The sequence below is a fragment of the Klebsiella sp. JB_Kp004 genome (genome assembly GCF_040065795.1).
Lineage (GTDB): Bacteria > Pseudomonadota > Gammaproteobacteria > Enterobacterales > Enterobacteriaceae > Klebsiella > Klebsiella quasipneumoniae.
Genome location: NZ_JBEAKW010000034.1, coordinates 61861 through 86989, shown reverse-complemented (window position 1 = coordinate 86989; position 25129 = coordinate 61861). Strand labels below are relative to the sequence as shown.

General features: G+C 57.1%; 23 protein-coding genes. 10 read left to right on the top strand and 13 right to left on the bottom strand.

What is annotated here, in order from left to right:
- Window positions 1–116: 116 nt before the first annotated feature.
- A complete protein-coding gene (gene pdhR, locus ABLX76_RS15205) occupies window positions 117–896 on the bottom strand; it encodes a pyruvate dehydrogenase complex transcriptional repressor PdhR (RefSeq protein ID WP_002888699.1) in 780 nt (259 codons plus the stop codon).
- Window positions 897–1540: 644 nt separating this feature from the next.
- On the opposite strand from pdhR, the gene aroP reads away from it, so the two are divergent.
- From aroP to ABLX76_RS15190, 3 genes are all read left to right on the top strand, one after another.
- Entirely contained in the window at window positions 1541–2911 is a 1371-nt protein-coding gene (aroP, locus tag ABLX76_RS15200; protein ID WP_023291995.1) for an aromatic amino acid transporter AroP, read from the top strand.
- Between the two features lie 183 nt (window positions 2912–3094).
- Complete coding sequence (locus ABLX76_RS15195; protein ID WP_017901173.1) at window positions 3095–4501, top strand: MFS transporter; 1407 nt, start codon at window positions 3095–3097, stop codon at window positions 4499–4501.
- The gene (locus ABLX76_RS15190) at window positions 4501–5451 is read left to right on the top strand and encodes a family 43 glycosylhydrolase (RefSeq protein ID WP_087849886.1); all 951 of its coding nucleotides are present in this window, start codon (window positions 4501–4503) and stop codon (window positions 5449–5451) included. Before ABLX76_RS15195 ends, ABLX76_RS15190 begins: the two co-directional genes overlap by 1 nt.
- Window positions 5452–5672: 221 nt before the next feature.
- Here the strand turns inward: ABLX76_RS15190 and ampE are convergent, their stop codons facing one another.
- Window positions 5673–6527 carry a beta-lactamase regulator AmpE gene (gene ampE, locus ABLX76_RS15185; protein WP_032453846.1) on the bottom strand — a complete coding sequence of 285 codons (855 nt, stop codon included), beginning with the start codon at window positions 6525–6527 and terminating at the stop codon, window positions 5673–5675.
- Window positions 6524–7087 carry a 1,6-anhydro-N-acetylmuramyl-L-alanine amidase AmpD gene (gene ampD, locus ABLX76_RS15180; RefSeq protein ID WP_023291992.1) on the bottom strand — a complete coding sequence of 188 codons (564 nt, stop codon included), beginning with the start codon at window positions 7085–7087 and terminating at the stop codon, window positions 6524–6526. Before ampD ends, ampE begins: the two co-directional genes overlap by 4 nt.
- A 133-nt stretch (window positions 7088–7220) precedes the next feature.
- On the opposite strand from ampD, the gene nadC reads away from it, so the two are divergent.
- From nadC to hofC, 4 genes are all read left to right on the top strand, one after another.
- On the top strand, window positions 7221–8114 hold the full coding sequence (nadC, locus tag ABLX76_RS15175; RefSeq protein ID WP_023291991.1) for a carboxylating nicotinate-nucleotide diphosphorylase: 894 nt from the start codon (window positions 7221–7223) through the stop codon (window positions 8112–8114).
- 181 nt (window positions 8115–8295) lie between these two features.
- Window positions 8296–8727 (top strand): prepilin peptidase-dependent pilin, encoded by a 432-nt coding sequence (gene ppdD, locus ABLX76_RS15170; RefSeq protein WP_004204358.1) that lies wholly within the window; start codon window positions 8296–8298, stop codon window positions 8725–8727.
- A 10-nt stretch (window positions 8728–8737) separates the two neighbouring features.
- Complete coding sequence (gspE, locus tag ABLX76_RS15165) at window positions 8738–10123, top strand: type II secretion system protein GspE (RefSeq protein ID WP_064158203.1); 1386 nt, start codon at window positions 8738–8740, stop codon at window positions 10121–10123.
- A complete protein-coding gene (gene hofC, locus ABLX76_RS15160; RefSeq protein ID WP_087849885.1) occupies window positions 10113–11318 on the top strand; it encodes a protein transport protein HofC in 1206 nt (401 codons plus the stop codon). The genes gspE and hofC overlap by 11 nt, the downstream gene beginning before the upstream one ends.
- A 36-nt stretch (window positions 11319–11354) precedes the next feature.
- Here hofC and ABLX76_RS15155 read toward each other — a convergent pair whose 3' ends face one another.
- Entirely contained in the window at window positions 11355–12398 is a 1044-nt protein-coding gene (locus tag ABLX76_RS15155; protein WP_348874770.1) for a GMP reductase, read from the bottom strand.
- Between the two features lie 344 nt (window positions 12399–12742).
- Between ABLX76_RS15155 and coaE the strand changes: the two genes are divergently transcribed.
- From coaE to yacG, 3 genes are read left to right on the top strand one after another with little or no spacing between them, the layout of a single operon-like run.
- The gene (coaE, locus tag ABLX76_RS15150; RefSeq protein ID WP_086075031.1) at window positions 12743–13363 is read left to right on the top strand and encodes a dephospho-CoA kinase; all 621 of its coding nucleotides are present in this window, start codon (window positions 12743–12745) and stop codon (window positions 13361–13363) included.
- Window positions 13363–14106, top strand: a complete 744-nt coding sequence (zapD, locus tag ABLX76_RS15145; protein ID WP_017901182.1) for a cell division protein ZapD — start codon at window positions 13363–13365, stop codon at window positions 14104–14106. The genes coaE and zapD overlap by 1 nt, the downstream gene beginning before the upstream one ends.
- A 9-nt stretch (window positions 14107–14115) precedes the next feature.
- Window positions 14116–14310, top strand: a complete 195-nt coding sequence (gene yacG, locus ABLX76_RS15140; RefSeq protein WP_004204348.1) for a DNA gyrase inhibitor YacG — start codon at window positions 14116–14118, stop codon at window positions 14308–14310.
- Between the two features lie 52 nt (window positions 14311–14362).
- On the opposite strand, the gene mutT is transcribed toward yacG, so the two are convergent.
- The 9 genes from mutT to murC all read right to left on the bottom strand — a co-directional run bounded on the left by mutT (window position 14363) and on the right by murC (window position 25113).
- A complete protein-coding gene (mutT, locus tag ABLX76_RS15135; protein ID WP_004204347.1) occupies window positions 14363–14755 on the bottom strand; it encodes an 8-oxo-dGTP diphosphatase MutT in 393 nt (130 codons plus the stop codon).
- A gap of 57 nt (window positions 14756–14812) precedes the next feature.
- Window positions 14813–17518, bottom strand: a complete 2706-nt coding sequence (gene secA, locus ABLX76_RS15130) for a preprotein translocase subunit SecA (RefSeq protein WP_023291985.1) — start codon at window positions 17516–17518, stop codon at window positions 14813–14815.
- Window positions 17519–17580: 62 nt separating this feature from the next.
- Complete coding sequence (secM, locus tag ABLX76_RS15125; protein ID WP_196531386.1) at window positions 17581–18078, bottom strand: secA translation cis-regulator SecM; 498 nt, start codon at window positions 18076–18078, stop codon at window positions 17581–17583.
- Between the two features lie 323 nt (window positions 18079–18401).
- Window positions 18402–19319 (bottom strand): UDP-3-O-acyl-N-acetylglucosamine deacetylase, encoded by a 918-nt coding sequence (gene lpxC, locus ABLX76_RS15120; protein ID WP_002888632.1) that lies wholly within the window; start codon window positions 19317–19319, stop codon window positions 18402–18404.
- 100 nt (window positions 19320–19419) lie between these two features.
- A complete protein-coding gene (gene ftsZ, locus ABLX76_RS15115) occupies window positions 19420–20571 on the bottom strand; it encodes a cell division protein FtsZ (protein WP_002888628.1) in 1152 nt (383 codons plus the stop codon).
- 62 nt (window positions 20572–20633) lie between these two features.
- Window positions 20634–21896: a cell division protein FtsA gene (gene ftsA, locus ABLX76_RS15110; protein ID WP_004204343.1), complete on the bottom strand. Its 1263-nt coding sequence runs from the start codon at window positions 21894–21896 to the stop codon at window positions 20634–20636.
- Complete coding sequence (gene ftsQ / locus ABLX76_RS15105) at window positions 21893–22723, bottom strand: cell division protein FtsQ (protein WP_004204342.1); 831 nt, start codon at window positions 22721–22723, stop codon at window positions 21893–21895. The genes ftsA and ftsQ overlap by 4 nt, the downstream gene beginning before the upstream one ends.
- A gap of 1 nt (window position 22724) precedes the next feature.
- On the bottom strand, window positions 22725–23645 hold the full coding sequence (locus ABLX76_RS15100) for a D-alanine--D-alanine ligase (protein ID WP_065882757.1): 921 nt from the start codon (window positions 23643–23645) through the stop codon (window positions 22725–22727).
- Entirely contained in the window at window positions 23638–25113 is a 1476-nt protein-coding gene (gene murC / locus ABLX76_RS15095; RefSeq protein WP_023291982.1) for a UDP-N-acetylmuramate--L-alanine ligase, read from the bottom strand. Before murC ends, ABLX76_RS15100 begins: the two co-directional genes overlap by 8 nt.
- Window positions 25114–25129: the final 16 nt, after the last annotated feature.

Here is a 25129-nt window from a genome sequence, read left to right as displayed (position 1 = left end):
TAATCGTTGATTAATCTGGAACCTGTCCCATTGAACTCTTCGTTCTTCACCTTTGAACAACCAAAAATTCAATAAGACAGGTTCTGCGTTTAGTTGCCGCGCTCTAAAAATGGCGCTTAAGAACCGGAGTTCTCGTCCTTTCGTTGCTGTAAACGACGCAGCGAGCGTTCTCTACGACTCTGCTCACGGCTACGGTCCAGCAAAATTTCCTCAATGAACGCCAGGTGACGGTGCGACGCCTCACGCGCCTGCTCCGGCTCCCCGGCCATTATCGCCTCGAAAATGCGAGTGCGATGGTTGCTGACCAACGGGAGCATTTCCCGGCGGGCATACAGCAATTCAAAGTTCTGACGCACGTTTTGCGCCAGCATCGGCTCCATACACCTTAGCAGATGGAGCAAAACCACATTGTGTGCCGCCTCGGTGACGGCGATTTGGTACTGGACGACGGCGCCGGACTCGGCGTCCAGATCGCCCGACTGCTGAGCCCGCTCAATAGCCTGATGCAGCTCGCGGATACGGTCGCGATCTTCATCATTGCTGCGCAGCGCCGCGTAATAAGCCGCAATGCCTTCCAGCGCGTGACGGGTCTCAAGCAGATCGAATTGGGATTCAGGGTGATCGGACAGCAGCTCGACCAGCGGATCGCTGAAGCTCTGCCACAGGCGGCTCTGTACAAACGTTCCACCTCCCTGACGACGAAGCAACAGGCCCTTGGCTTCGAGGCGTTGAATCGCCTCACGCAGCGAGGGGCGGGAAACGTCGAACTGTTTAGCCAGTTCGCGTTCAGGCGGGAGTTTTTCACCGGGGCGCAAGGTCCCCTCAAGGATCAGAAACTCCAGCTGCTGCTCTATCACATCGGATAATTTTGGTTGGCGGATTTTGCTGTAGGCCATATTCCCTGTCTCTGCCATTAGCCCGGAGTCAATTGGTCTTACCAATTTAAAGTTCGTAGCGCTAAAGTAACAAAGTATTCACCTTCTGTCCATACAGGTTTTGATTGAAATCAGTAAACCACGGACATTTTAACAACCTTACAGAAATAACATTTCAGAAATGTAACCTTGCACAAATGTTACGTTTACTCATAAAGAGGTAGCATTAACTTAATGGAAACGAAAAATTACGCTATCTGAACCGATTCAACGACCAGATAAGTGAATATAAAGTCAGTAAATGCGAATAAATAACCAAATGAGAACAATGCGTCGGAATAATACTGAATGTGTCTATTGATGTCTTTTTAAACACATGGTCATCATCCCTTCATAAAGCAGGTGCATTCAAGCGCGCTTACCACTATTCTCCCTGAGACGAAAGGCCTTTTTCTGAATTACTGCACCGCCTTCCGTAAACAAAACAATACAGAAACGGAAGTCCAAAAATACACAAACACAACAATATGTGCGCGCCATCACTCAGGTAAAAAGTGGGCCACTTCGCCCAAATTTTCGCTGGCTATGCTTTCTGGCAGGGACAGCAGTGAAGCAGCAACCTGACGGATGACGTACACAAAAAATAACCACACACGAGGTTTCATATGGAAGGTCAACAGCACGGCGATCGGCTGAAGCGCGGCCTCAAAAACCGCCATATCCAGCTCATCGCGCTGGGCGGGGCTATCGGCACCGGCCTGTTTCTGGGGAGCGCGTCCGTCATTCAGTCCGCCGGCCCGGGTATCATTCTTGGTTATGCGATTGCCGGTTTTATCGCCTTTCTGATCATGCGTCAGCTGGGCGAAATGGTGGTGGAAGAGCCGGTAGCCGGTTCGTTTAGCCACTTTGCTTATAAATACTGGGGCGGCTTTGCCGGCTTCGCCTCCGGCTGGAACTACTGGGTGCTGTATGTCCTGGTAGCCATGGCGGAACTGACCGCCGTCGGCAAATATATCCAGTTCTGGTGGCCGGAAATCCCGACCTGGGCCTCAGCGGCGGTTTTCTTCATCGCCATCAACGCCATTAACCTGACCAACGTGAAAGTGTTCGGTGAAATGGAGTTCTGGTTTGCCATTATCAAAGTGGTCGCCGTCGTGGCGATGATTTTGTTCGGCGGCTGGCTGCTGTTCAGCGGCAACGGCGGCCCGCAGGCGACGGTACGTAACCTGTGGGATCAAGGCGGGTTCCTGCCGCACGGCTTTACCGGGCTGGTGATGATGATGGCGATCATCATGTTCTCCTTCGGCGGTCTCGAGCTGGTGGGTATCACCGCGGCGGAAGCGGATAACCCGGAGCAAAGCATTCCGAAAGCCACCAACCAGGTTATCTACCGTATCCTGATCTTCTATGTTGGTTCGCTGGCGGTCCTGCTCTCGCTGCTGCCGTGGACGCGCGTGACCGCGGACACCAGTCCGTTCGTCCTGATTTTCCATGAGCTTGGCGATACGCTGGTGGCAAACGCCCTCAACGTGGTGGTGCTGACGGCGGCCCTGTCGGTGTATAACAGCTGCGTCTACTGCAACAGCCGTATGCTGTTCGGCCTTGCCCAGCAGGGGAACGCGCCGAAAGCGCTGCTCAGCGTCGACAAACGCGGCGTGCCGGTCAATACCATTCTCGTCTCCGCCGTGGTCACCGCCCTGTGTGTGCTGATCAACTACCTGGCGCCGGAATCCGCATTTGGCCTGCTGATGGCGCTGGTGGTCTCCGCCCTGGTGATCAACTGGGCGATGATCAGCCTCGCGCATATCAAATTCCGTCGCGCCAAACAGCAGCAGGGCGTCACCACCCGCTTCCCCGCCCTCTTCTACCCGCTGGGTAACTGGGTGTGCCTGCTGTTTATGGCCGCGGTGCTGATCATTATGCTGATGACCCCGGGGATGGCGATTTCCGTTTGGCTGATCCCTGTATGGATCGCAGTGCTGGGCGTGGGTTATCTGTTTAAACAGAAAGCCGCCGCCACCGTAAAAGCACAATAATACATCTCATCAATAATTCTCTTTGCTCTGCGCCCTCCCTTAATAACGGGCGCAGAGCATTGTTATCTGCTTCACACTTTCCCTTCCATAGCTTATTTATCCATATCGTCAACGCGTTCCTGCAACGTAATTCTCTCGATAGCAGCCAATAATTCTCTCCATACTGCAACGGAGAGACCGCACATGGCAGACAATAGACTTTCAATAAAAGAAAAGATTGGTTATGGGATGGGGGATGCCGGATGCAATATCATCTTTGGCGCCATCATGCTGTTTGTTAACTATTTTTATACCGATATCTTCGGCCTGGCGCCGGCGCTGGTGGGCGTACTGCTGCTGTCGGTGCGCGTCATCGATGCGGTGACCGACCCGATCATGGGCGCCCTCGCCGACCGCACCCGCAGTAAATATGGTCGCTTTCGTCCATGGCTGCTGTGGATTGCCTTCCCCTACGCCCTGTTCAGCGTGCTGATGTTCACCACTCCTGAGTGGACCTATAACAGCAAAGTCATCTATGCGTTTGTTACCTACTTTCTGCTGTCGATTACCTATACCGCGATTAATATACCCTACTGCTCGCTGGGAACGGTGATGACCGCCGACCCGAAAGAACGTGTTGCCTGCCAGTCCTATCGTTTCGTGATGGTGGGTATCGCCACGCTGCTGCTGTCATTGACGCTGCTGCCCATGGCCGACTGGTTCGGCGGCGCCGATAAAGCGAAAGGCTATCAGATGGCGATGACCGTGCTGGCCTTTATCGGCATGTGTATGTTCCTGTTCTGCTTCGCCACCGTGCGCGAACGCATCCACCCGGCGGTGCAGACCAATGATGAACTGAAAAAAGATCTCAAAGACGTGTGGAAAAATGACCAGTGGGTACGCATCCTGCTGCTCACGCTATGCAACGTCTGTCCGGGCTTTATCCGCATGGCCGCCACCATGTACTACGTCACCTGGGTGATGGGGCAAAGCACCCATTTTGCCACGCTGTTTATCAGCCTCGGCGTGGTCGGGATGATGATTGGCAGCATGCTGGCAAAAGTCCTCACCGACCGCTGGTGCAAACTGCAGGTCTTCTTCTGGACAAACATCGTGCTGGCGATCTTCTCCTGCGCCTTCTATTTCTTTAACCCGCACGCCACCACGCTGATTATGGTGCTTTACTTCCTGCTCAATATCCTGCATCAGATCCCCTCCCCGCTGCACTGGTCGCTGATGTCCGATGTTGACGACTACGGCGAGTGGAAAACCGGCAAGCGCATCACCGGTATTAGCTTCTCCGGCAATCTGTTTTTCCTTAAAGTCGGCCTGGCGGTCGCCGGGGCGATGGTCGGATTCCTGCTGTCATGGTACGGCTACGACGCCGGCGCCAAAGCGCAAAGCGCCTCGGCCCTCAACGGCATCGTGCTGCTGTTCTCGGTCATCCCCGGCGTCGGCTACCTGATCACCGCCGGCGTGGTGCGCCTGCTTAAAGTTGACCGCACCCTGATGCGCCAGATTCAGAGCGATTTAGAGAAGCGCCGCAGCAACTACAGCGAGCTGAATGAATACCAGGAACTGAAAACCAGTGAACACGTAAGGAAAGCCTGATGAACAACTGGCCAAACCCCTTTATTGAGCAGCGCGCAGATCCCTTTATTCTGCGCCACCTGAATCATTACTACTTTATTGCCTCAGTGCCGGAATACGACCGGCTGGAGATCCGGCGCGCGGCAACCCTTGAGGGGTTGCGCGATGCTGAGCCGGTAGTGGTGTGGCGCGCACCGCAAAGCGGGCCGATGAGCCAGCTGATTTGGGCGCCGGAGCTACATGAGATAGACGGTAAGTGGTATATCTATTTTGCCGCCACCCATACCCACGATCTGGATGCGCTGGGCATGTTCCAGCATCGCATGTTCGTTATCGAGTGCGCCGACAGCGATCCGCTGACCGGCCGCTGGCAGGAAAAAGGCCAGGTGGAGACGCCTTTCGATACCTTCGCCCTCGATGCCACCACCTTTATCCATCAGGGCAAACGCTGGTACCTGTGGGCGCAAAAATCTCCGCATATCGCGGGCAACTCAAACCTGTATCTCGCTGAAATGGCCAACCCGTGGACGCTAAAAGGCGAGCCGGTCATGCTGAGCAAGCCGGAGTTCGACTGGGAGTGCCGGGGATTTAAGGTTAATGAAGGACCCGCGGTGCTGGTGCATGGCGATAAGCTTTTCATCAGCTATTCCGCCAGCGCCACCGATGAAAACTACTGCATGGGATTGCTCTGGATCGACCGGGAGGCCGATCCGCTGCAGCCGGAAAACTGGCATAAAGCCTCGCAGCCAGTGTTCCGGACCAGCTATGAAAACCGCCAGTATGGCCCGGGCCATAACAGTTTTACCCAAACGCCGGCGGGAGAAGATGTGCTGGTATATCACGCGCGGAATTACACCGAGATTGAAGGCGACCCGCTGTATGATCCCAATCGTCATACGCGGCTAAAACTCGTCGCCTGGAGAGAGGACGGCATGCCCGACTTCGGCATCCCGCCGGCGGATACGCTGTAGCGGTTCGGTATGCTGCCCGCGGGCGCGGGTTTTCCTGGCCGGGTCAGGCGAAGCCGCCCCCCCGGCAACATGACAAGCGCGGCGTCAGATATAGCGCCCGGCGGCGCTGTTGCTTGCCGGCCTGCGTGGTGTGAGCCCCAGGCCGGATAAGCGCAGCGCCATCCGGCAATCAAAGCCCCGCAGGTGGGGTATCCTGACAGATAGAGTACGGGCGCAGGCCGTTACACCAGGGTGCCGTAAATCGTCAGCAGCGCCATGATCACCACCACCACCAGCGAGGTTTTCTTGGCCATCGACACCGCGGCCTTTGGGGTCGCCACTTTATCCACGTGCGGTTCACGGGCCAGGGAATACTGCGCCAGGCGGGTCAATACCTGATACTGCGACGAATGGCGGTCGCCTAACGATGCAAACCACGCCGGAAGCGCTTTCTCTCCATGCCCCACCAGAGCATAGACAACCCCCACCAGACGCACCGGCAGCCAGTCGACAATATGCAGGATACCATCGATTCCAGACTGCAAACGATGATGCGGCGTCTGGTAGCGCGCCAGCCACGTCTGCCAGGCACGCAGAACGCAATAAGCGATAAGCGTCAGCGGCCCCCACGCCCCACCCACCACAAACCAAAAGAGTGGCGCCAGGTAGTAACGATAGTTAATCCATAACAGCGCATTTTGCAGTTCGCTAAGGTACTCGCGCTCATCACAGCCCGGCGGGACGCCATGGATCAACGTCAGCTCGCTGGCCATCGCATCGCAGGCGCGGCTGTCATTGCGCGACGCCGCTTTCAGATAGGCATGATAGTGCAGCCGAACCTTGCCGGCGCCGATGCACAGCAGACCCAGCAAGATCCAGAACACCAGCAGCGGTACGTTGAACAGCTGCCCCTGCAGCAAGCGCTGAATGAGGTAGACCACCGCGACGGCGACCAGGGTCATCAGCAGCGTTCCCGGCAACGAGAAATGTTTTATCCGGCGGAACACCACCTCCAGCCGATGATCAAGCTGCCAGTGTTCGCCCAGTTTAAACAGGCGTTCAGCGATAAGCACCAGCAGCGTAGTAAACAGCGTCATGAGGTCTCCTTTTCTGACGGCGCGCTGAGCAGCGCACGAAATTTTTTCCAGTCAAAGGCCGGTCCCGGGTCTGTCTTGCGCACGGGCGCGATATCGCTATGGCCCGTGATGTTTGTGGCGATGGCAGGATAAATCGTGATAAGCAGATCCGTCACCGCCGCCAGCTGCTGGTACTGCGCATCGGTATACGCCAGGGTATCCGTGCCTTCCAGCTCTATGCCGATGGAAAAGTCATTGCAGCGTTCGCGCCCCTGATAGCAGGAGACCCCCGCATGCCACGCACGCTTATCGAAAGGCACATACTGCACGATTTCACCATCACGGCGAATCAGACAATGCGCCGAAACGCGCAGATGAGCGATCTCGGCAAAGAAAGGATGCGCGTGCGGATCCAGGGTGCCGGTGAACAGCGCGTCAATCCATGGACCACCAAATTCACCTGGTGGCAGGCTAATGTTATGCACCACCAGTAAGGAAGGGGCTTCTTCATCCGGACGGCAGTCATGGTGCGGCGAGGGAACCCGACGCGCGCCGACCAGCCATCCCTCGTTCAACTGCATGCGGGATCTCCTTTCGCGAACTCATGCTTCCGGGCCACACGCCGGCCCAAAGGATGAAGTGTGTATGGTACTGAAACGTCGTTCAGGTTAGCATGTTTCCCACTTCTGAATCTTATCTATCTGGAGCTTTATCATGTCGCCTCGTCGTTACAACCCCGACCGCCGCCGTGACGTGCTGCTGGAACGAATTAATCTCGATATTACCGATGCTGTCGCACACTCCCTGCGGGAAGATTTGGGCGGCGAAGTCGACGCCAGCAACGATATTAGCGCACAATTATTGCCGCAGGATGCACGCTCCCATGCGGTGGTCATTACCCGCGAAGATGGCGTCTTCTGTGGTAAACGCTGGGTGGAAGAGGTCTTCATTCAGCTCGCCGGTGACGACGTGACTATCACCTGGCACGTCGCCGATGGCGACGCGGTCAAAGCCGATCAACCCCTGTTCGAGCTGGAAGGCCCATCGCGCATTCTGCTCACTGGCGAACGTACGGCGCTGAACTTTGTGCAAACCCTCTCCGGCGTCGCCAGCGTCGTCCGCCGCTATGTCGACCTGCTGGCCGGCACCAAAACCCAACTCCTGGATACGCGTAAAACGCTGCCAGGGCTGCGTACCGCGCTGAAATACGCGGTTCTCTGCGGCGGCGGCGCCAACCATCGTCTGGGGCTGTTCGACGCTTTCCTGATTAAAGAAAACCACATCATCGCCTCCGGCTCGATCCGTCAGGCGGTGGAGAAGGCGTTCTGGCTGCATCCTGATGTGCCGGTGGAAGTGGAAGTGGAAACGCTGGATGAGCTGGAGCAGGCGTTAAAAGCCGGGGCCGATATCATTATGCTCGATAACTTCACCACCGACCTGATGCGCGAGGCGGTGAAAATCACCGCTGGCCAGGCGGCGCTGGAGGTCTCCGGCAACGTCACCTTTGACACCATCCGCGAATTTGCCGAGACCGGGGTCGACTATATCTCCGTCGGGGCCCTGACCAAACATGTGCAGGCGCTCGACCTGTCGATGCGTTTCCGCTGAGGATTTGGCCTTCACGCTTCCGGGCGTGAAGGCCTGAATTTGCGACCCGACTCGCAGTCGCTCTTGCTCGCCATGCAATACCGGTAAAAACCCTGGAACCCGGTTTCCCGGATCGTTTTCGTCTCCTCGCCTGCCCCCCAGAATCCCGTCACAGTGCTCCTGTCACAACAAGGAGCGACTTATGGATAAACAACGAGGTTTTACCCTGATTGAACTGATGGTGGTCATCGGCATCATCGCCATTCTCAGCGCCATCGGCATCCCGGCCTACCAGAACTACCTGCGTAAAGCCGCCCTCACCGACCTGCTGCAGACCTTTGTCCCCTACCGGACGGCAATCGAACTTTGCGCGCTCGATCATGGCGGCCTGACGACATGCGACGGCGGCAGCAATGGCATCCCCTCGCCAACAACCACGCGCTACCTCTCCGCCATGAGCGTGGCCAAAGGCGTCGTTACCCTCACCGGCCAGGAAAGTCTCAACGGACTGGGCGTCACCCTGACCCCGACCTGGGATAACGCCGAAGGCGTCACCGGCTGGCAGCGGGTCTGCACTATCACCGACAACAGCGCACTTCAGCAGGCCTGCGAAGACGTCTTCCGGGTGAAGTGAGGGCGACAACATGAAAACAGAACAGCTGATCCCTCTCTGTCGTCGCCATCACGCCCTGCTGCTACACAGCGATGAGCAGACGATATCCATTGCGGTGGTCGATACCCCACCGACGGAGCTAATGGAGGCGCTGCGTTTCGCGACGCAAAAACGGATCGATATTGAATGCTGGAGCCAGGAGCAGATGGATAAGCGCCTGCAAGTCCAGGAAAAGCAGGCGCTGCTGGCGCAAAATGCAGGGCCGGAAAACATCGCCGAGCGGGTCAACCAGATCCTCGAGCAGGCCCTGCGTCAGCGGGCGTCCGATATTCATATCGAGCCCACGGAAGCGCACTTAAGGATCCGCCTGCGTGTCGATGGCGTGCTACACGCGCTGCCGCTGCTGGCGCCCGAGCTGGCCGCGCCGGTTATCGCACGACTCAAGGTGATGGCCAATCTCGATATCGCCGAGCATCGTTTGCCGCAGGATGGTCAGTTCGCGCTGAACCTCGCCGGACGGCCGCTCTCCTTTCGCATCGCCACCCTGCCCTGCCGCTATGGCGAGAAAATTGTCCTGCGCCTTCTGCATCAGGTTGACCAGGCGCTGGATCTGGAGGCTCTCGGCCTCTCATCCTCTCAGCTGGCGGCCTTTCGCCAGGCCCTGAATCAGCCGCAGGGGCTGCTGCTGGTCACTGGCCCAACCGGAAGCGGGAAAACGGTGACCCTCTACAGCGCCCTGCAGGCCCGAAACCGGGAGCAAGTGAACATCTGTAGCGTCGAGGATCCTCTGGAAATCCCTATCGCCGGGATGAACCAGACGCAAATCAATCCGCGCGCCGGGCTGACCTTTCACAGCGTCCTGCGCGCCCTGTTACGCCAGGACCCGGATATTGTGATGGTGGGTGAAATCCGCGATGCCGAAACCGCTGAAATCGCGCTGAAAGCCGCTCAAACGGGCCATCTGGTGCTCTCTACCCTGCACACCAATTCCACCAGCGAAACCCTCACTCGCCTGCAGCAAATGGGCATCGCCCGCTGGATGATCTCTTCTGCGCTCTCGCTGGTTATCGCCCAGCGTCTGGTCCGCAAGCTGTGCCCCCACTGCCGGCGCAATGCCGGCAGCGCCTCCGACCTGCCGCACAGTCTGTGGCCCCGCCCGCTGCCGCGCTGGCAGTCAGCAGGCTGCGAAAACTGTTATCACGGGTATCATGGCCGTCTGGCGCTGTTCGAGGTCTTGCCTGTCACCCCGGGGCTACGTCAGGGGATAGTCCAGGGACTCAACGCCCTTGAGATCGAATCTCTGGCGCGAGCCGCGGGCATGATGACGCTTTTTGAAAGCGGATGTCAGGCTATCGAACAGGGGTTGACGAGCCTCGAAGAGGTGGTGCGGGTGCTGGGGATCCCCCATGGCGACTAAGCGTCTCTGGCGCTGGCGAGGCGTCGATGCACAAGGCGCTCCTTGTCAGGGGATGCTATGGCAAGCCTGTCGTCCGGAGGTGCTGCATCACCTCCAGCAGCAGCGCATCATGCCGCTGGCTATACGCCGCTGTTCGGTGAAGCAAAGCCTGTGGCACCCGCGCTACAGCAGCGAAACCATCCGCCAGTTGGCAACCCTGCTGCAGGCCGGGCTACCGCTGGCGGAAGGGTTATCGCTGTTGGCGCAGCAGCAACCGCATGCGCAGTGGCAGGCGCTGCTTGAGGCGCTGGGCCGCGAACTGGCCCAGGGCGTAGCCTTCTCTGCCGCACTGGCGCAGTGGCCGCAGGCTTTTCCGCCACTGTATCTGGCGATGATTAGCACCGGCGAACTGACGGGCAAGCTCGATATTTGCTGCCAGCAGCTGGCCAAGCAGCAGCAGGAGCAGCAGCGGCTTGCCGGCAAGGTCAAAAAGGCGCTGCGCTACCCGCTAATCGTGCTCACTCTGGCGCTGCTGGTGGTGCTTGGAATGCTCTATTTTGTCCTTCCCGAATTCACCGCCATCTACCAGACGTTCAATACGCCGCTGCCGTTGTTGACGCGAATGGTTATTGCGGCAGGCGACATGCTGAGCCGCGGCTGGCCGTTGCTGTTGGCCTTTCTGCTGAGCCCGCTGCTGCTCAACCAGCTGGTCCGGCAGCGCGCCGACTGGCTGCTGCGTCGCCAGCAGCTGCTTAACGCGCTCCCTCTCGTCGGCCCCCTGATCGGCGGCCAACAGCTGAGCCTGATATTCACCGTTCTGGCGTTAACCCAAAGCGCTGGTATCAGCTTTCTGCAGGGGCTGCAAAGCGTTGAAGAGACCCTGTCGTGCCCGCTGTGGCGCCAGCGCCTGGCGCAGGCCCGCGCGCTGATCGTTCAGGGGGATCCGATCTGGCAGGCGTTAAGCCGCTGCGGCGGATTTACACCGCTGTGTCTGCAGCTCATCCGTACGGGGGAAAGCGCGGGGGCGCTGGATCAGATGCTGGAAAACCTGGCGCATCATCATCGTGAGCAGACCCATCAGCGAGCCGACAGTCTGGCTGCGCATCTGGAACCCCTGATGCTGGTAATAACCGGCTCGCTGGTTGGGATCCTGGTGGTGGCGATGTATTTGCCCGTTTTTCACCTGGGCGATGCCATTGGAGGGGCGGGAGGATGAGAAACGCTGGCACCGCGCAGGTGCCAGCGCAGCCGGTTACAGGCTGTTGAATACCCGGTTCTCTTGTTCCTGAACGCGGATAAAGGTGGTGCGTTTGGTCAGCTCTTTCAGTCGCGAGGCGCCAACGTAGGTGCAGGCTGAACGCAGGCCGCCGAGAATGTCGCGCGCGGTATTGTCCACCGGGCCACGCAGCGGCAGCTTCACGGTTTTCCCTTCCGCCGCGCGGTATTTCGCGACACCGCCTACATGGCGGGTCATCGCCGACTCGGAGCTCATACCGTAAAACAGCATGAATTTTTCACCTTTCTCTTCAACCACAGTACCGCCGCTCTCTTCGTGGCCCGCCAGCATACCGCCGAGCATCACGAAATCAGCGCCGCCGCCGAAGGCTTTCGCCACATCGCCCGGCATGGTGCAACCGCCATCGCTGATGATCTGGCCGCCAAGGCCGTGTGCGGCATCAGCACACTCGATCACGGCGGAGAGCTGCGGGTAGCCGACCCCTGTTTTGACACGGGTGGTGCAAACGGACCCCGGGCCAATGCCAACTTTGACGATATCGGCGCCGGAGAGGATCAGCTCTTCGCACATTTCACCGGTGACCACGTTCCCGGCGATAATGGTTTTTTGCGGCCAGGCTTCGCGCGCCTTCGCCACAAACTGAACGAAGTGTTCAGAGTAGCCATTGGCGACGTCAATGCACACAAAATTCAACTGTGGGTTCTCAGAGAGGATCTGTTGCGTTTTATCGAAATCCGCGTCGGAAGTACCGGTGGAAACCATCACATGCTTGAGAACGTCTGCGGATACGCTCTGGACAAACGCCTGCCATTCTTCTGCGGTGTAGTGCTTGTGTACTGCGGTAAGAATGCCAAAAGTGGCCAGCGCTTTCGCCATGCTGAAGGTGCCGACGGTATCCATGTTTGCCGCAATAATCGGCACGCCGGACCAGGTCAGGCCTGAATGTTTAAAGGTGAATTCACGTTCCAGCTCAACATCAGAACGGCTTTTGAGGGTAGAGCGTTTCGGGCGGATAAGAACGTCTTTGAAACCAAGCTTCAGATCTTCTTCAATACGCATGTGCGAATTCCTGGGGTTAATGGCATTAATGTGAGAGCACAACTCCAGTGACGTTATCATACGCACGAATCAGGCCCGCGCAAGACTGCGATTTTCACTTTTTTTACGCTACAATCGTATAAATTTACCTGGTGAATGGAGAAAAAAGCGCTTATGTCTCCACCCGCCAGCGCATTATTTTTAACCATTTGATTTGCTTGATTAAAATAAACAGAATAGCGGACGGCACTCCCGGCTGGCACGGGGCCATCACGACAAGATCGCTGTCGCCTCTCCGGCATACTGCCCGTCCTCGCTGTCTGAATACCAAAAAATACGAGCAATCCGTTTCAGGGTCAGAAGATATGGGGTACACAGTCGCGTTAACAGGCGGGATTGGCAGCGGTAAAAGTACGGTTGCCGACGCCTTCGCGCAGCTCGGGATTAACGTTATCGATGCCGATGTTATCGCCCGCCAGGTAGTCGAACCCGGCACCCCGGCGCTCCAGGCCATTGCCGGCCACTTCGGGCCACAGATGATCGCGCCCGACGGCACGCTAAACCGCCGTCTGCTGCGGGAAAAAATTTTTGCTCAGGTGGAGGAGAAAGCCTGGCTCAACGCGCTGTTGCATCCGCTAATTCAGCAGGAAACGCGCCGCCAGATGCAGGCCGCCACCTCCCCTTATCTCCTCTGGGTCGTACCTTTGCTGGTCGAAAACCGCCTGTTTAGCCAGGCCGATCGCGTCCTGGTCATCGATGTGCCAAAAGAGACGCAAATCGAACGCACCATGCTGCGCGATAAGGTCAGCCGCGAACATGCTGAACATATTCTTGCCGCCCAGGCCACGCGCGAGCAGCGCCTGGCCGTCGCGGACGATGTTATTGAAAACACTGGCACGCCGGATGCAGTGGCATCGGATGTTGCCCGCCTGCACGAAAAGTACTTAACGCTGGCATCGCAGGCCGCCTCACAGGAAAACTCGTAATGCATACCCCCGTTCTGTTTGAACATCCTCTTAATGAGAAAATGCGCACCTGGCTGCGCATCGAATTTCTGATCCAGCAGATGGCTTTCCATCCGATGATTGCCAGCCATGCCGATGCGCTCCATTTTTTCCGTAACGCCGGCGATCTGCTGGATGTCCTGGAGCGCGGCGAGGTGCGTACCGATCTGGTCAAAGAGCTGGAGCGCCAGCAGCGTAAGCTCCAGTCCTGGGCAGAAGTGCCGGGAGTCGATCAGGAGCGCATTAACGCGCTGCGCCAGCAGCTCAAGCAGTCTTCCAGCACCCTGATGGCCGCGCCGCGCATTGGTCAGTTTCTGCGTGAAGATCGCCTGATTGCGCTAGTGCGTCAGCGTCTGAGTATCCCAGGCGGCTGCTGCAGCTTCGATTTACCGACCCTGCATATCTGGCTCCATATGCCGCAGGCGCATCGTGACGAGCAGGTGGCCAGCTGGCTTGCCAGCCTCGATCCTTTGGTCCAGTCCCTGAGCCTGATCCTCGATCTGATCCGTAACTCCGGGCAGTTTCGCAAACAGACCAGCCTCAATGGCTTTTATCAGGATAATGGCGAAGATGCCGATCTGCTGCGCCTGCGTCTCGATCTGGCCCACCAGCTTTATCCGCAGATCTCCGGCCATAAGAGCCGTTTCGCCATCCGCTTCCTGCCGCTGGACAGTGAGTATGGGATCGTGCCGGAGCGCTTTGATTTTGAACTGGCCTGCTGTTAAGGAGATAACATGTCAGAAGAGACTATCGTCAATTGTCCGACCTGCGGCAAAAATGTGGTATGGGGTGAACAAAGCCCCTATCGTCCGTTCTGCAGCAAGCGCTGCCAGCTGATCGATTTGGGAGAATGGGCAGCAGAGGAGAAGCGCATCCCCAGCGCGGGCGATCTCTCCGATAGCGATGACTGGAGCGAACAGCAGCCCTGATTTGACGGCACGCTAACCCAACGCCTGTTGGGTTAGTCTCCCGACCCGGGGCTCAGCCCTGGGCGATAAGTTTGCGGATAACCGGTTCATTCGCCGGGGGAAACGCCGCCGGATCCAGCGCCTGCCGCGCCATCCACTGTCCCGGCTGCCCCTCTTTGCCCCAGGGCTCGCCTTCCCAGCTTTCCACGAGGAAAAACCACAGCGTAATGTGGCGATCGGGGAACTGATACTCCAGCTTATCAAATAGTGAAAACGTGGTGACCGTAATCCCCACCTCTTCCTGTAGCTCGCGGATCAATGCCTGCTCTGGCGTTTCAGCAGATTCAATCTTCCCGCCCGGGAACTCCAGTTTATTCGCCATATGGGCATCGGCGGCGCGCTGGGTAATAAAGATGTCGCCTTCTGGATTGCGAATTATCCCTACGGCGATTTGCAGTTTTTTCATTGAATCAGCTCCATAAAAAAGGCGCAGAACTCTGCGCCTTTGTTTTTTTATCAGCCCTTAGCTCAGACGGCCATGGCACTGTTTGTATTTTTTACCGGAACCGCACGGGCAGGGATCGTTACGCCCCACTTTACGTTCGCCGGTTTGCGCCGCCAGATCCTGTGCAGCGGCTTCATCATCGCTCTGATGGCTGAGCTGCTGCATCTGCGCCAGGCGCTCGGCCTCTTCACGACGCTGCTGCTCCATCGCCTCGACTTCTTCCGGCATCCGCACCTGCACTTTGCTCAGGGTGCTGATCACTTCATACTTCAGTGACTCCAGCATCGCGGCAAACATAGAGAACGATTCGCGCTTGTACTCCTGCTTCGGATCTTTCTGCGCATAGCCGCGCAGGTGGATACCCTGGCGCAGGTAGTCCATCGCCGCCAGGTGTTCTTTCCACAGCGAATCCAGGGTCTGCAGCATCACGCCTTTCTCGAAGTGGCGCATCATTTCGGCGCCGACCACTTCTTCTTTACGCTGGTAGGTCTCTACCGCGCTCTGCAGAATACGTTCGCGCAGGGTCTCTTCATGCAGCTCCGGCTCTTTATCCAGCCACTCTTTGATTGGCAGGTCGAGGTCGAAGTCGTTTTTCAGACGCTCCTGCAGGCCTTCGATATCCCACATTTCCTCCAGCGACTGCGGCGGAATATGGGCATCGATAGTCGCTTTAAACACGTCTTCGCGGATGCTGTTGATGGTTTCGCTGACATCAGACACGTCCAGCAGTTCGTTACGCTGGGTGTAAATTGCCCGGCGCTGGTCGTTGGCCACATCATCATATTCCAGCAGCTGCTTACGAATATCGAAGTTACGGCTTTCGACTTTACGCTGTGCGTTGGCGATAGCCTTGGTGACCCACGGGTGCTCAATGGCTTCGCCGGGTTTCATCCCCAGTTTACGCATCATGCCGGATACGCGATCGGAGGCGAAGATACGCATCAGGGCATCTTCCATCGACAGGTAGAAGCGGGAAGAACCGGCATCCCCCTGACGACCGGCACGGCCGCGCAGCTGGTTATCGATACGGCGTGATTCATGACGCTCGGTACCGATGATGTGCAGGCCGCCTGCGGCCAGTACCGCATCGTGGCGCACCTGCCAGTCGGCTTTGATTTGTTCAATCTGCTCAGGCGTTGGGTTTTCCAGCGCCGCGACTTCCGCCTGCCAGCTACCGCCGAGCATAATATCGGTACCACGGCCCGCCATGTTGGTAGCGATGGTCACCGCGGAAGGATAGCCTGCCTGGGCGACGATGTCCGCTTCGCTGGCGTGGAATTTGGCGTTCAGAACGTTGTGCTTAATGCCGGCTTTGGTCAGCTCACGGGAAACCACTTCCGATTTCTCGATCGAGATTGTCCCCACCAACACCGGCTGACCGGCTGCGGTACGGGTTTTAATATCTTCGATAATCGCCTGAATTTTTTCCGCTTCGGTCATATAGACCAGATCCGCCATGTCTTTACGGATCATCGGACGGTTGGTCGGGACGACCACGGTATCCAGCTTGTAGATGGAGCTGAATTCAAAGGCTTCAGTATCGGCGGTACCGGTCATCCCCGCCAGTTTCTCATACAGACGGAAATAGTTCTGGAAGGTGATAGAGGCCAGGGTCTGGTTCTCGTTCTGGATCTCCACGCCCTCTTTGGCCTCAACGGCCTGGTGCAGGCCATCGGACCAGCGGCGGCCCTGCATCGTACGGCCAGTGTGCTCATCAACGATGATAACTTCACCATCTTTAACGATGTAGTCAACGTCGCGGGTGAACAGCGCATGGGCGCGCAGCGCGGCGGTAACGTGGTGCATCAGCATAATGTTGGTCGGGGAGTACAGGGACTCACCTTCATCCATAATGCCTTCCTGTACCAGCAGCTCTTCAATCAGTACCAGACCGCGTTCGGTCAGGTTAACCTGACGCGCTTTTTCATCCACCGAGAAGTGGCCTTCGCCGGTGAAGGTGTCCGAATCCTCTTTTTCCTGACGGATCAGGTGTGGAATGATCTTGTTGACCTTGCGGTACATTTCAGAGCTGTCTTCCGCCGGGCCGGAAATGATCAGCGGGGTACGCGCCTCATCGATCAGGATGGAGTCCACCTCATCCACCAGCGCATAGTGCAGTTTACGCTGAACGCGCTCTTCCGGGCTGAAGGCCATGTTGTCGCGCAGGTAATCGAAGCCGTATTCGTTGTTGGTGCCATAGGTGATATCGGCAGCGTAGGCTTCACGCTTCGCCGGCGCCGGCAGGCCGGACATGTTGATGCCAACGGTCATGCCGAGGAATTCGAACAGCGGGCGGTTATTTTCGGCGTCACGCTGGGCCAGATAATCGTTGACGGTCACCACGTGAACGCCTTTGCCGGTCAGCGCGTTGAGGTAGGCCGGCAGGGTCGCGGTCAGGGTTTTACCTTCACCGGTACGCATCTCTGCGATGCAGCGATCGTTGAGCACCATACCGCCCAGCAGCTGGACGTCGAAGTGACGCATGCCGAACACGCGCTTACTGGCTTCGCGAACGACGGCGAAAGCTTCAGGGATCAGGTTTTCCAGCACTTCGCCTTTTTCCAGGCGCGCGCGGAATTCAGCGGTTTTCGCTTTCAGCTCGTCATCAGAGAGTTTTTCCATCGCCGGTTCCATACCGTTGATGATATTGACGACTTTGCGCATACGACGCAGCGTACGGTCGTTACGGCTGCCGAAAACCTTGGTTAACATTTTAATAAGCATAATAAAATCTCAAACGCCCCGCGGTGCGGAGTCACAAAAAATAGGATAGTCCGTGGTTATTTTCAGCTGAGACGTTGAGGCCCTGCGCGGATCCCCGCCACCTGGCTTATCCAGGCGCTGACGCGGAAGGCAGAATATGAGGAAGGGATATACGCCGCCTGGCGGAACACCACCGGCGGCGTGCTGTCCTGCGTCAGCAGCGCGCTGAGCGTGTCGAGCAGCGCCAGATGCTGCGCCTGCAGCGGGGACGCTTCTTCCGCCACCGGCAAGGCCTGCGGCGCCATGGCGAAAGAGAGATGACGAATAACGGTGCGAATGGCGTGCTGATGCCAGTAGTCGACGGTAAAGTTTGGCCGGCGATTCGTCTCCAGCAGCGCCAGCTGGGAGAAATTAACTTTGCTCGGATTATGGTTGCTGGCGGTCGCCTTCGCTGGCGTCGCGGTCTCATGGCCGTTGCTTAGCGCAGGCAGGCCGAGGCTGGCCGCGACCATCCCCAACAGGAGATGCGGCCAAAAATACCGTCTGCCAAACTGTCGCCAGCGCGTCAGCAATCCACTCACGTTCATTACCTTTCTTTGGTATACCCGTTGTCGCTCAGGCTGTCTCTTTATTAACGTTTTTCGCAGGACAACCTGATGTCCACGGGGTAAAGCAACCCGGAGAAATAATTTTGCGCTCAAATACTAACATTAATAGCGCGCTGAGGCAGCATGAATGAAGGCTGTTGCCCGGGGAAAACGCTTAATAAAGCAGCGAACGCGCGCTAATTATTACCCAGAAATCGCAGCGAAAAATAACGGGAAGAGGCTATAAAAGAAAAACGACTGGTTCCCTGGTCGGAGAGAGTACCAGGTTACCAGTCGAATTTACTGAATGGTCAGGCTTACGCCAAAACCATCGACGGTGCGCGGAACGCCATTGGCAGTTTTGCGTCGTCTTCGAAGGTCACATACTCCCAGGCTTCCTGTTTTGCCAGAACAGCCTGCAGCAGTTTGTTATTCAACGCGTGACCCGATTTGTACGCCGTGAATGCGCCGATAATGTTGTGACCACACATAAACAGGTCACCGATCGCATCCAGCATTTTGTGGCGAACAAATTCGTCTTCAAAGCGCAGACCGTCTTCGTTCAGTACGCGATAATCGTCAACAACGATGGCACAATCGAAGCTGCCGCCCAGGCACAGGCCGCGGGACTGCAGATATTCGATATCGCGCATGAAACCGAAGGTACGCGCACGACTAATCTGACGCATGAACGCATCGGCCGAGAAGTTCAGCGTATAGCGCTGGGTGCTGGCATCAATCGCCGGATGGTTAAAATCGATGGTAAAGTCCAGCGAAAAACCATTGTACGGTTTGAATTCAGCCCATTTGTCGCCATCTTCGACGCGAACCGTCTCTTTGATACGTACAAATTTCTTGGCGCAGTTCAGTTCATCGATGCCGGCGTCCAGCAACAAATAAACGAACGGAGCCGCACTGCCGTCCATAATCGGGATTTCCGGTGCATCGACTTCAACAATAATGTTGTCGATACCCAGGCCAGCCAATGCGGCGTTCAGGTGTTCAACCGTAGAAATCCGCACGTCATGCTCATTAACCAGGCAAGTACAGAGCATGGTATCACGCACAGATTTGGCATCAGCCGGAAAATCTACCGGTGGATTCAAGTCGGTGCGACGATAGATGACCCCGGTATTTGCCGGCGCAGGGCGTAACGTCAGTGTGACTTTCTTGCCGGTATGCAAACCGACACCAGTCGCCTGAACGATACGTTTAAGAGTCCTTTGTTTGATCATCGTATAATCTCGCCAATTTACCTATCCAACCGAAGTGTACACCACTATCGGGAGGCCAGTTTAGCACAAAGAGCGCAGATGCCCAACTTCCAGTCGATTCTTAATCGGCTTGCTTACGCAGGAAGGCTGGGATATCCAGATAATCCGGCTCTTTCGCGGTTTGCGGCGTATTGTCGTTCACCACTTTTGCCGCCGGCTTCTGCTCTTGCGTCAGCGGGGACATACCGTGCTGCTGGTAGCGATCCATCACCGGCTGCTGAACCTGTTTGTTGGTCACCAGGGTAATTTCCGGACGCTTGTCCATGCCGATACCGGTCGCCACTACGGTGACGCGCAGTTCGTCGTTCATATCCGGGTCCAGAGAGGTACCGATAACCACGGTAGCGTTATCCGAAGCAAATGCGCGGATGGTGTTACCCACGGTTTCGAACTCATCCAGACGCAGGTCGAAGCCCGCGGTGATGTTAACCAGCACGCCGCGCGCGCCGGACAGGTCGATATCTTCCAGCAGCGGAGAAGAGATAGCCATTTCAGCCGCTTCTTCCGCACGGTCTTCACCGCTCGCCACGCCGGAGCCCATCATCGCGTAGCCCATTTCTGACATCACGGTACGGACGTCCGCGAAGTCGACGTTCATCAGGCCCGGACGGGTGATCAGTTCGGCGATACCCTGCACCGCGCCTTTGAGGACGTCGTTTGCCGCGCCGAACGCGTCAAGCAGAGAAATGCCGCGGCCAAGTACTTTCAGCAGCTTGTCGTTCGGGATGGTGATCAGTGAGTCAACGTGCTTGGACAGCTCGGTGATCCCCTGCTCAGCAAACGCCATGCGCTTCTTGCCTTCAAAATTAAACGGCTTAGTGACCACCGCCACGGTGAGGATCCCCAGATCCTTAGCCACTTCGGCAACAACAGGCGCCGCGCCGGTACCGGTACCGCCGCCCATGCCTGCCGCGATGAACACCATGTCTGCGCCATCAAGGGCCGCACGCAGCGCTTCACGGTCTTCGTCCGCCGCATTACGGCCGACTTCCGGGTTCGCGCCAGCGCCCAGACCTTTGGTAATACCGCTACCGATCTGGATAGTCTGGCCAACAGCCGTTTTACGCAGCGCCTGCGCATCGGTGTTCACCGCGAAGAATTCAACACCCTCAATGCGCTCGCGCACCATGTGTTCAACGGCATTACCGCCGCCGCCACCGACGCCGATGACTTTAATCACCGCGTCGTTGGTCAGTTCCATAGGTTCAAACATAGTTTCTCTCCGTTTTGTGCCTGTCGCCTGAGAACGCTAATTGTCTGCGTTCTCTTAAAAAATTAAAACTCTTTTCGCAGCCAGCTGTTGAGTCGCTTAATCCACGAGCCCACCGACGCCGTCACGCGTTTTTCGACTTCCGCTTCACCACTCAGATGTGACTCTTTTCCGTAGTGCAGCAGCCCCACCGCCGTCGAATAATACGGCTCCTGGGCATAGTCCGTTAAACCGGTGATGTTCAGCGGCGCGCCAATGCGCACCTGAGTATGGAACACGCGCTGCGCACAGGCCGCCAGACCTTCAATTTGCGCCGCGCCACCGGTTAACACAATCCCCGCCGCCAGATGGTGTTTAACCCCCTGCTGGCGGAGCTGTTCCTGCAGCTGCAGGATCTCTTCATTGACCAGATTAAGCAGTTCGGTATAGCGCGGTTCAATCACCTCAGCCAGCGTCTGACGCTGCAGGCTACGCGGCGGCCGTCCGCCTACGCTCGGTACTTCGACGTTTTCGTCTTTACCGACGATGGAACCCAACGCGCAACCGTGACGAACCTTAATGGCTTCGGCGTCGCTCGGCGGCGTACCGAAGGCATAGGCGATATCGCTGGTCACCACGTTGCCCGCGTACGGGATCACTTTGGTGTGACGCAGCGCGCCGCCGGTATAGACGGCGATATCCATTGTACCACCGCCAATATCCACCACGCAGACGCCCAGCTCACGTTCGTCTTCTGTTAATACGGAATAACTGGCCGCTAAACCGGCGAAAATAAGTTGGTCAACTTTCAGACCACAACGTTCCACCGCTTTAACAATGTTTTTCGCCATATCGTTATGGCAGGTAATCAGATGTACCTTCGCCTGCATACGCACGCCGGACAGTCCTACCGGGTTTTTTATCCCTTCCTGGTAGTCAATGGCGTATTCCTGCGGAATCACGTGCAGGACGCGATGCTCATCGCGTACGCGAACTGACTTCGCGGTATGGACCACGTTCTCGACGTCGTCCAGCGTCACTTCTTCTTCCGAAATCGGTACCATCCCGATTTCATTCTGACAGCTTATATGTTTACCCGAAAGAGCCAAATAAACTGATGAAATCTGGCAATCCGCCATCAGTTCGGCCTGGTCGATGGCGCGCTGTACGCATTTCACCACCGACTCGAGGTCGTTCACACCGCCTTTATCCATACCACGCGATGGGCAACTGCCCACGCCGATGATATTAATCATGCCGTCGGGCAGAACTTCCCCTACTAAAGCGGCCACCTTGGCGGTGCCAATCTCCAGTCCAACTACCAGTTTTCTGTCCGTCGCCTTGATCATTGTTGTTCTGCCTGTGCCTGATTCTGTTGTTGATTAGTTTCCTCTGCGGGAGCAGGTACCCAGCCCACTGCCGCACCCGAGTCATAACGCAAATCAACGTAGCTAATCCGTTTGCCGTCGGTCTGCGCCTGCTGCTGAAGAACCGGGTAGAGTTCCATAAAGCGCTGAAGCCGTTTCATGGTGTCGCCACGGCCAAGGTTGAGCTTAATGTCATTATTAAGCGTCAACTGCCAGGAACGACGGGCGGTCATTGCCGCCACTTTCAACGTGAATTTATCCTTTGCCAGCACCTGCCCCATGTCACGGTACCCTTGCAGCACTTCGTTCTCGCTGCCTTCCGGGCCATATAACATCGGTAAATTCTGTTTGCTGGTGCGATCCGCCGGCACGCTGAAGGCATTTCCTTCTGCATCCACCATATGTTGATCATTCCAGCGTGCAATCGGCACATATTCAACCAGATGAATCTTCAATTCATCGGGCCACTGCTTTCGGACGCTCGCCTGCTTAATCCATGGCAGACGTTCAATCTGACTCTGAATGATGTTCACATCCTGAGTCATAAAGGTGCCCGGCGAACCCAGCGCCAGGATCGCCTGGCGGATGTCATCATTGCGCGTATAGTGACGCTCGCCGGTCACCACCATCTTCGACAGCGGTAAACGCTGCGCGTCTTCCATCCAGCCAAGAACCATCCACCCGCTGACCAGCACGGTAAACAGCACCGCCAGCAGGAAAACGATCCCTGCCAGCCGCGTTCCATTACTCCGACGCGAAGAAGAAACGTCCTCTTCATGGTTCCGCGTATTCAGCGCAGCCTGCGACATATCACCCCGCCAGGTCCAGAATTCGTACAACAAGCTGGGAGAAGCTCATTCCTGCCTGACGCGCCGCCATCGGTACAAGGCTATGGCTGGTCATGCCCGGGGAAGTATTCGCTTCCAGCAGATAAAACTGGCCATCGCTGTCCAGCATGACGTCAATACGGCCCCAGCCTTTGCAACCCAGAACATTCCAGGCTTTAAGCACCAGGCTCTGAATGGCTGACTCACGCGCTGGATCTTCCAATCCTGGGCAGAAATATTGCGTCTCATCAGAGAGATACTTCGCCTCATAATCATAGAAGGTTCCAGCCGCCTGGATACGTATTGACGGTAAAATTTCTTCACCGACGATGGCGACGGTAAATTCCGGCCCACTGAGCCATTTTTCGACCAAAACTTCATCATCATGCTGAAAAGCCAGCGCGAGTGCACTCGCTAAATCACAGCTTTCGCTGACTTTCGACATCCCAACGCTGGAGCCTTCGCGGCTGGGCTTGATGATGAGCGGCAGACCCAGCTCCGCAATCTGCTGTTCGACATCAGCAGATAATCCGGCGCTAAACTGGGCGCGGGTCAGCGCCACCCACGGCGCGACCGGTAATCCGGCCCCCTGCCACAGCCATTTGCTGCGCAGTTTATCCATTGAAATCGCCGAAGCCATCACGCCGCTGCCGGTATAAGGCAGCTGGATCAGATCCAACAGCCCCTGCAGCGTGCCATCTTCCCCGCCGCGGCCGTGGAGTGCAATAAACGCTTTCTTAAAGCCCAGCTTTTTCAACTGGGTAATATCGACATCGCGCGGGTCAACCGGATGGGCATCCACCCCGGCTTCACGCAGCCCGGCCAGCACCGCGGCGCCTGAATTCAGCGACACTTCACGTTCAGCGGAGGTTCCACCGAAAAGCACCGCGATTTTATCAGCCATGGCGCTCCTCCTCCGTTTTTTGCGGGATCAGTTTGATTTCAGCCAGGTGACGGGCGATTTTTCCAATGTTTCCGGCACCTTGCACCAGCACTAAATCGTTGCCGGTCAGCACCGACGCCAGCATCGCCGCGGCCTGCGCCGGGTCGGACACCAGAATCGGGTCGACTTTACCGCGACCGCGGATCGTACGGCACAGCGAGCGGCTGTCGGCGCCCGGGATCGGCGCTTCGCCTGCCGGGTAGACATCGAGCATCAGCAGCGCATCGACCTGGGTCAGCACGTTGGCGAAATCATCGTACAGATCGCGAGTACGGGTATAACGGTGCGGCTGGAATACCATCACCAGATTTTTATCCGGCCAGCCGGCACGCGCCGCTTTGATAGTGGCGTCGACTTCCGTCGGGTGGTGACCGTAGTCATCGATCAGCATCGCACTGCCCGCTTTGCCGTTGACTTCCGTCAGCGGATATTCGCCAAGAAAGTCGAAGCGACGACCGGTACCCTGGAAGCTTTCCAGCGCGCGCAGGATCGCCTGATCGTCAATCCCCTCTTCCGTCGCCACGGCGACCGCCGCCGCCGCGTTCAGCGCGTTATGGCGTCCCGGGGCATTGAGCGTCACCTGCAGCAGTTCTTTATCCTGACGCACCAGGCGGAAATGCCCCTGCGCCCCAACCTGACGGTAGTCTTCTACGCGAACGTCGGCGTCGTCGCTGAAACCGTAGGTGGTGATCTGCCGGCCAACGCGCGGCAGCAGTTCACGAATAACCGGATCGTCCACGCACATTACCGCGCGTCCGTAGAACGGCAGGTTGTGCAGGAAATTAATAAAGGTCTGCTTCAGATTTTCGAAGTCGCCATGGTAGGTATCCATATGGTCGGCTTCGATGTTGGTCACAATCGCGACCATCGGCTGCAGATGCAGGAACGACGCATCGCTCTCATCCGCTTCCGCAATCAGGTAACGGCTATGGCCGAGACGCGCATGAACGCCCGCCGCTTTCACCAACCCGCCGTTGACGAAGGTCGGATCCAGCCCGGCTTCGGCGTAAATACTGGACACCATCGCGGTGGTAGTGGTTTTGCCGTGAGTTCCGGCAATCGCGATCCCGTGACGGAAGCGCATCAGCTCCGCCAGCATTTCCGCACGACGGATCACCGGGATACGCGCCTCGTGCGCGGCGACGATTTCCGGGTTATCCGCAGAAATCGCGCTGGAAACGACCACAACGCTGGCATCGCGCACGTTTTCCGGGCGATGGTTGAAATAAATGGTGGCGCCAAGCTGCGACAGCTGCTGGGTTACCGGATTCGGCGCCAGGTCGGAGCCGCTGATCTGATAACCTTCGTTAGCCAACACTTCGGCAATACCGCCCATACCGGCACCGCCGATGCCGACAAAGTGAATGTGCCGGACGCGACGCATCTCGGGCACTATGGAACGCAGTTTTGCCAAATCTTGTGTATTCATTCTTTACGCCATCAAC

Bases quoted from the DNA above. Each gene is read 5' to 3' on its own strand.
- ampD (WP_023291992.1), bottom strand. From the start codon at position 7,087: ATGCAGTTGAACGAGGGATGGCTGGTCGGCGCGCGTCGGGTTCCCTCG.
- coaE (WP_086075031.1), top strand. From the start codon at position 12,743: ATGGGGTACACAGTCGCGTTAACAGGCGGGATTGGCAGCGGTAAAAGT.
- hofC (WP_087849885.1), top strand. From the start codon at position 10,113: ATGGCGACTAAGCGTCTCTGGCGCTGGCGAGGCGTCGATGCACAAGGC.
- ABLX76_RS15190 (WP_087849886.1), top strand. From the start codon at position 4,501: ATGAACAACTGGCCAAACCCCTTTATTGAGCAGCGCGCAGATCCCTTT.
- aroP (WP_023291995.1), top strand. From the start codon at position 1,541: ATGGAAGGTCAACAGCACGGCGATCGGCTGAAGCGCGGCCTCAAAAAC.
- ABLX76_RS15155 (WP_348874770.1), bottom strand. From the start codon at position 12,398: ATGCGTATTGAAGAAGATCTGAAGCTTGGTTTCAAAGACGTTCTTATC.
- pdhR (WP_002888699.1), bottom strand. From the start codon at position 896: ATGGCCTACAGCAAAATCCGCCAACCAAAATTATCCGATGTGATAGAG.
- ampE (WP_032453846.1), bottom strand. From the start codon at position 6,527: ATGACGCTGTTTACTACGCTGCTGGTGCTTATCGCTGAACGCCTGTTT.
- mutT (WP_004204347.1), bottom strand. From the start codon at position 14,755: ATGAAAAAACTGCAAATCGCCGTAGGGATAATTCGCAATCCAGAAGGC.
- ppdD (WP_004204358.1), top strand. From the start codon at position 8,296: ATGGATAAACAACGAGGTTTTACCCTGATTGAACTGATGGTGGTCATC.
- lpxC (WP_002888632.1), bottom strand. From the start codon at position 19,319: ATGATCAAACAAAGGACTCTTAAACGTATCGTTCAGGCGACTGGTGTC.
- yacG (WP_004204348.1), top strand. From the start codon at position 14,116: ATGTCAGAAGAGACTATCGTCAATTGTCCGACCTGCGGCAAAAATGTG.
- ftsA (WP_004204343.1), bottom strand. From the start codon at position 21,896: ATGATCAAGGCGACGGACAGAAAACTGGTAGTTGGACTGGAGATTGGC.
- zapD (WP_017901182.1), top strand. From the start codon at position 13,363: ATGCATACCCCCGTTCTGTTTGAACATCCTCTTAATGAGAAAATGCGC.
- ftsZ (WP_002888628.1), bottom strand. From the start codon at position 20,571: ATGTTTGAACCTATGGAACTGACCAACGACGCGGTGATTAAAGTCATC.
- nadC (WP_023291991.1), top strand. From the start codon at position 7,221: ATGTCGCCTCGTCGTTACAACCCCGACCGCCGCCGTGACGTGCTGCTG.
- gspE (WP_064158203.1), top strand. From the start codon at position 8,738: ATGAAAACAGAACAGCTGATCCCTCTCTGTCGTCGCCATCACGCCCTG.
- ABLX76_RS15195 (WP_017901173.1), top strand. From the start codon at position 3,095: ATGGCAGACAATAGACTTTCAATAAAAGAAAAGATTGGTTATGGGATG.
- ABLX76_RS15100 (WP_065882757.1), bottom strand. From the start codon at position 23,645: ATGGCTGATAAAATCGCGGTGCTTTTCGGTGGAACCTCCGCTGAACGT.
- ftsQ (WP_004204342.1), bottom strand. From the start codon at position 22,723: ATGTCGCAGGCTGCGCTGAATACGCGGAACCATGAAGAGGACGTTTCT.
- secA (WP_023291985.1), bottom strand. From the start codon at position 17,518: ATGCTTATTAAAATGTTAACCAAGGTTTTCGGCAGCCGTAACGACCGT.
- murC (WP_023291982.1), bottom strand. From the start codon at position 25,113: ATGAATACACAAGATTTGGCAAAACTGCGTTCCATAGTGCCCGAGATG.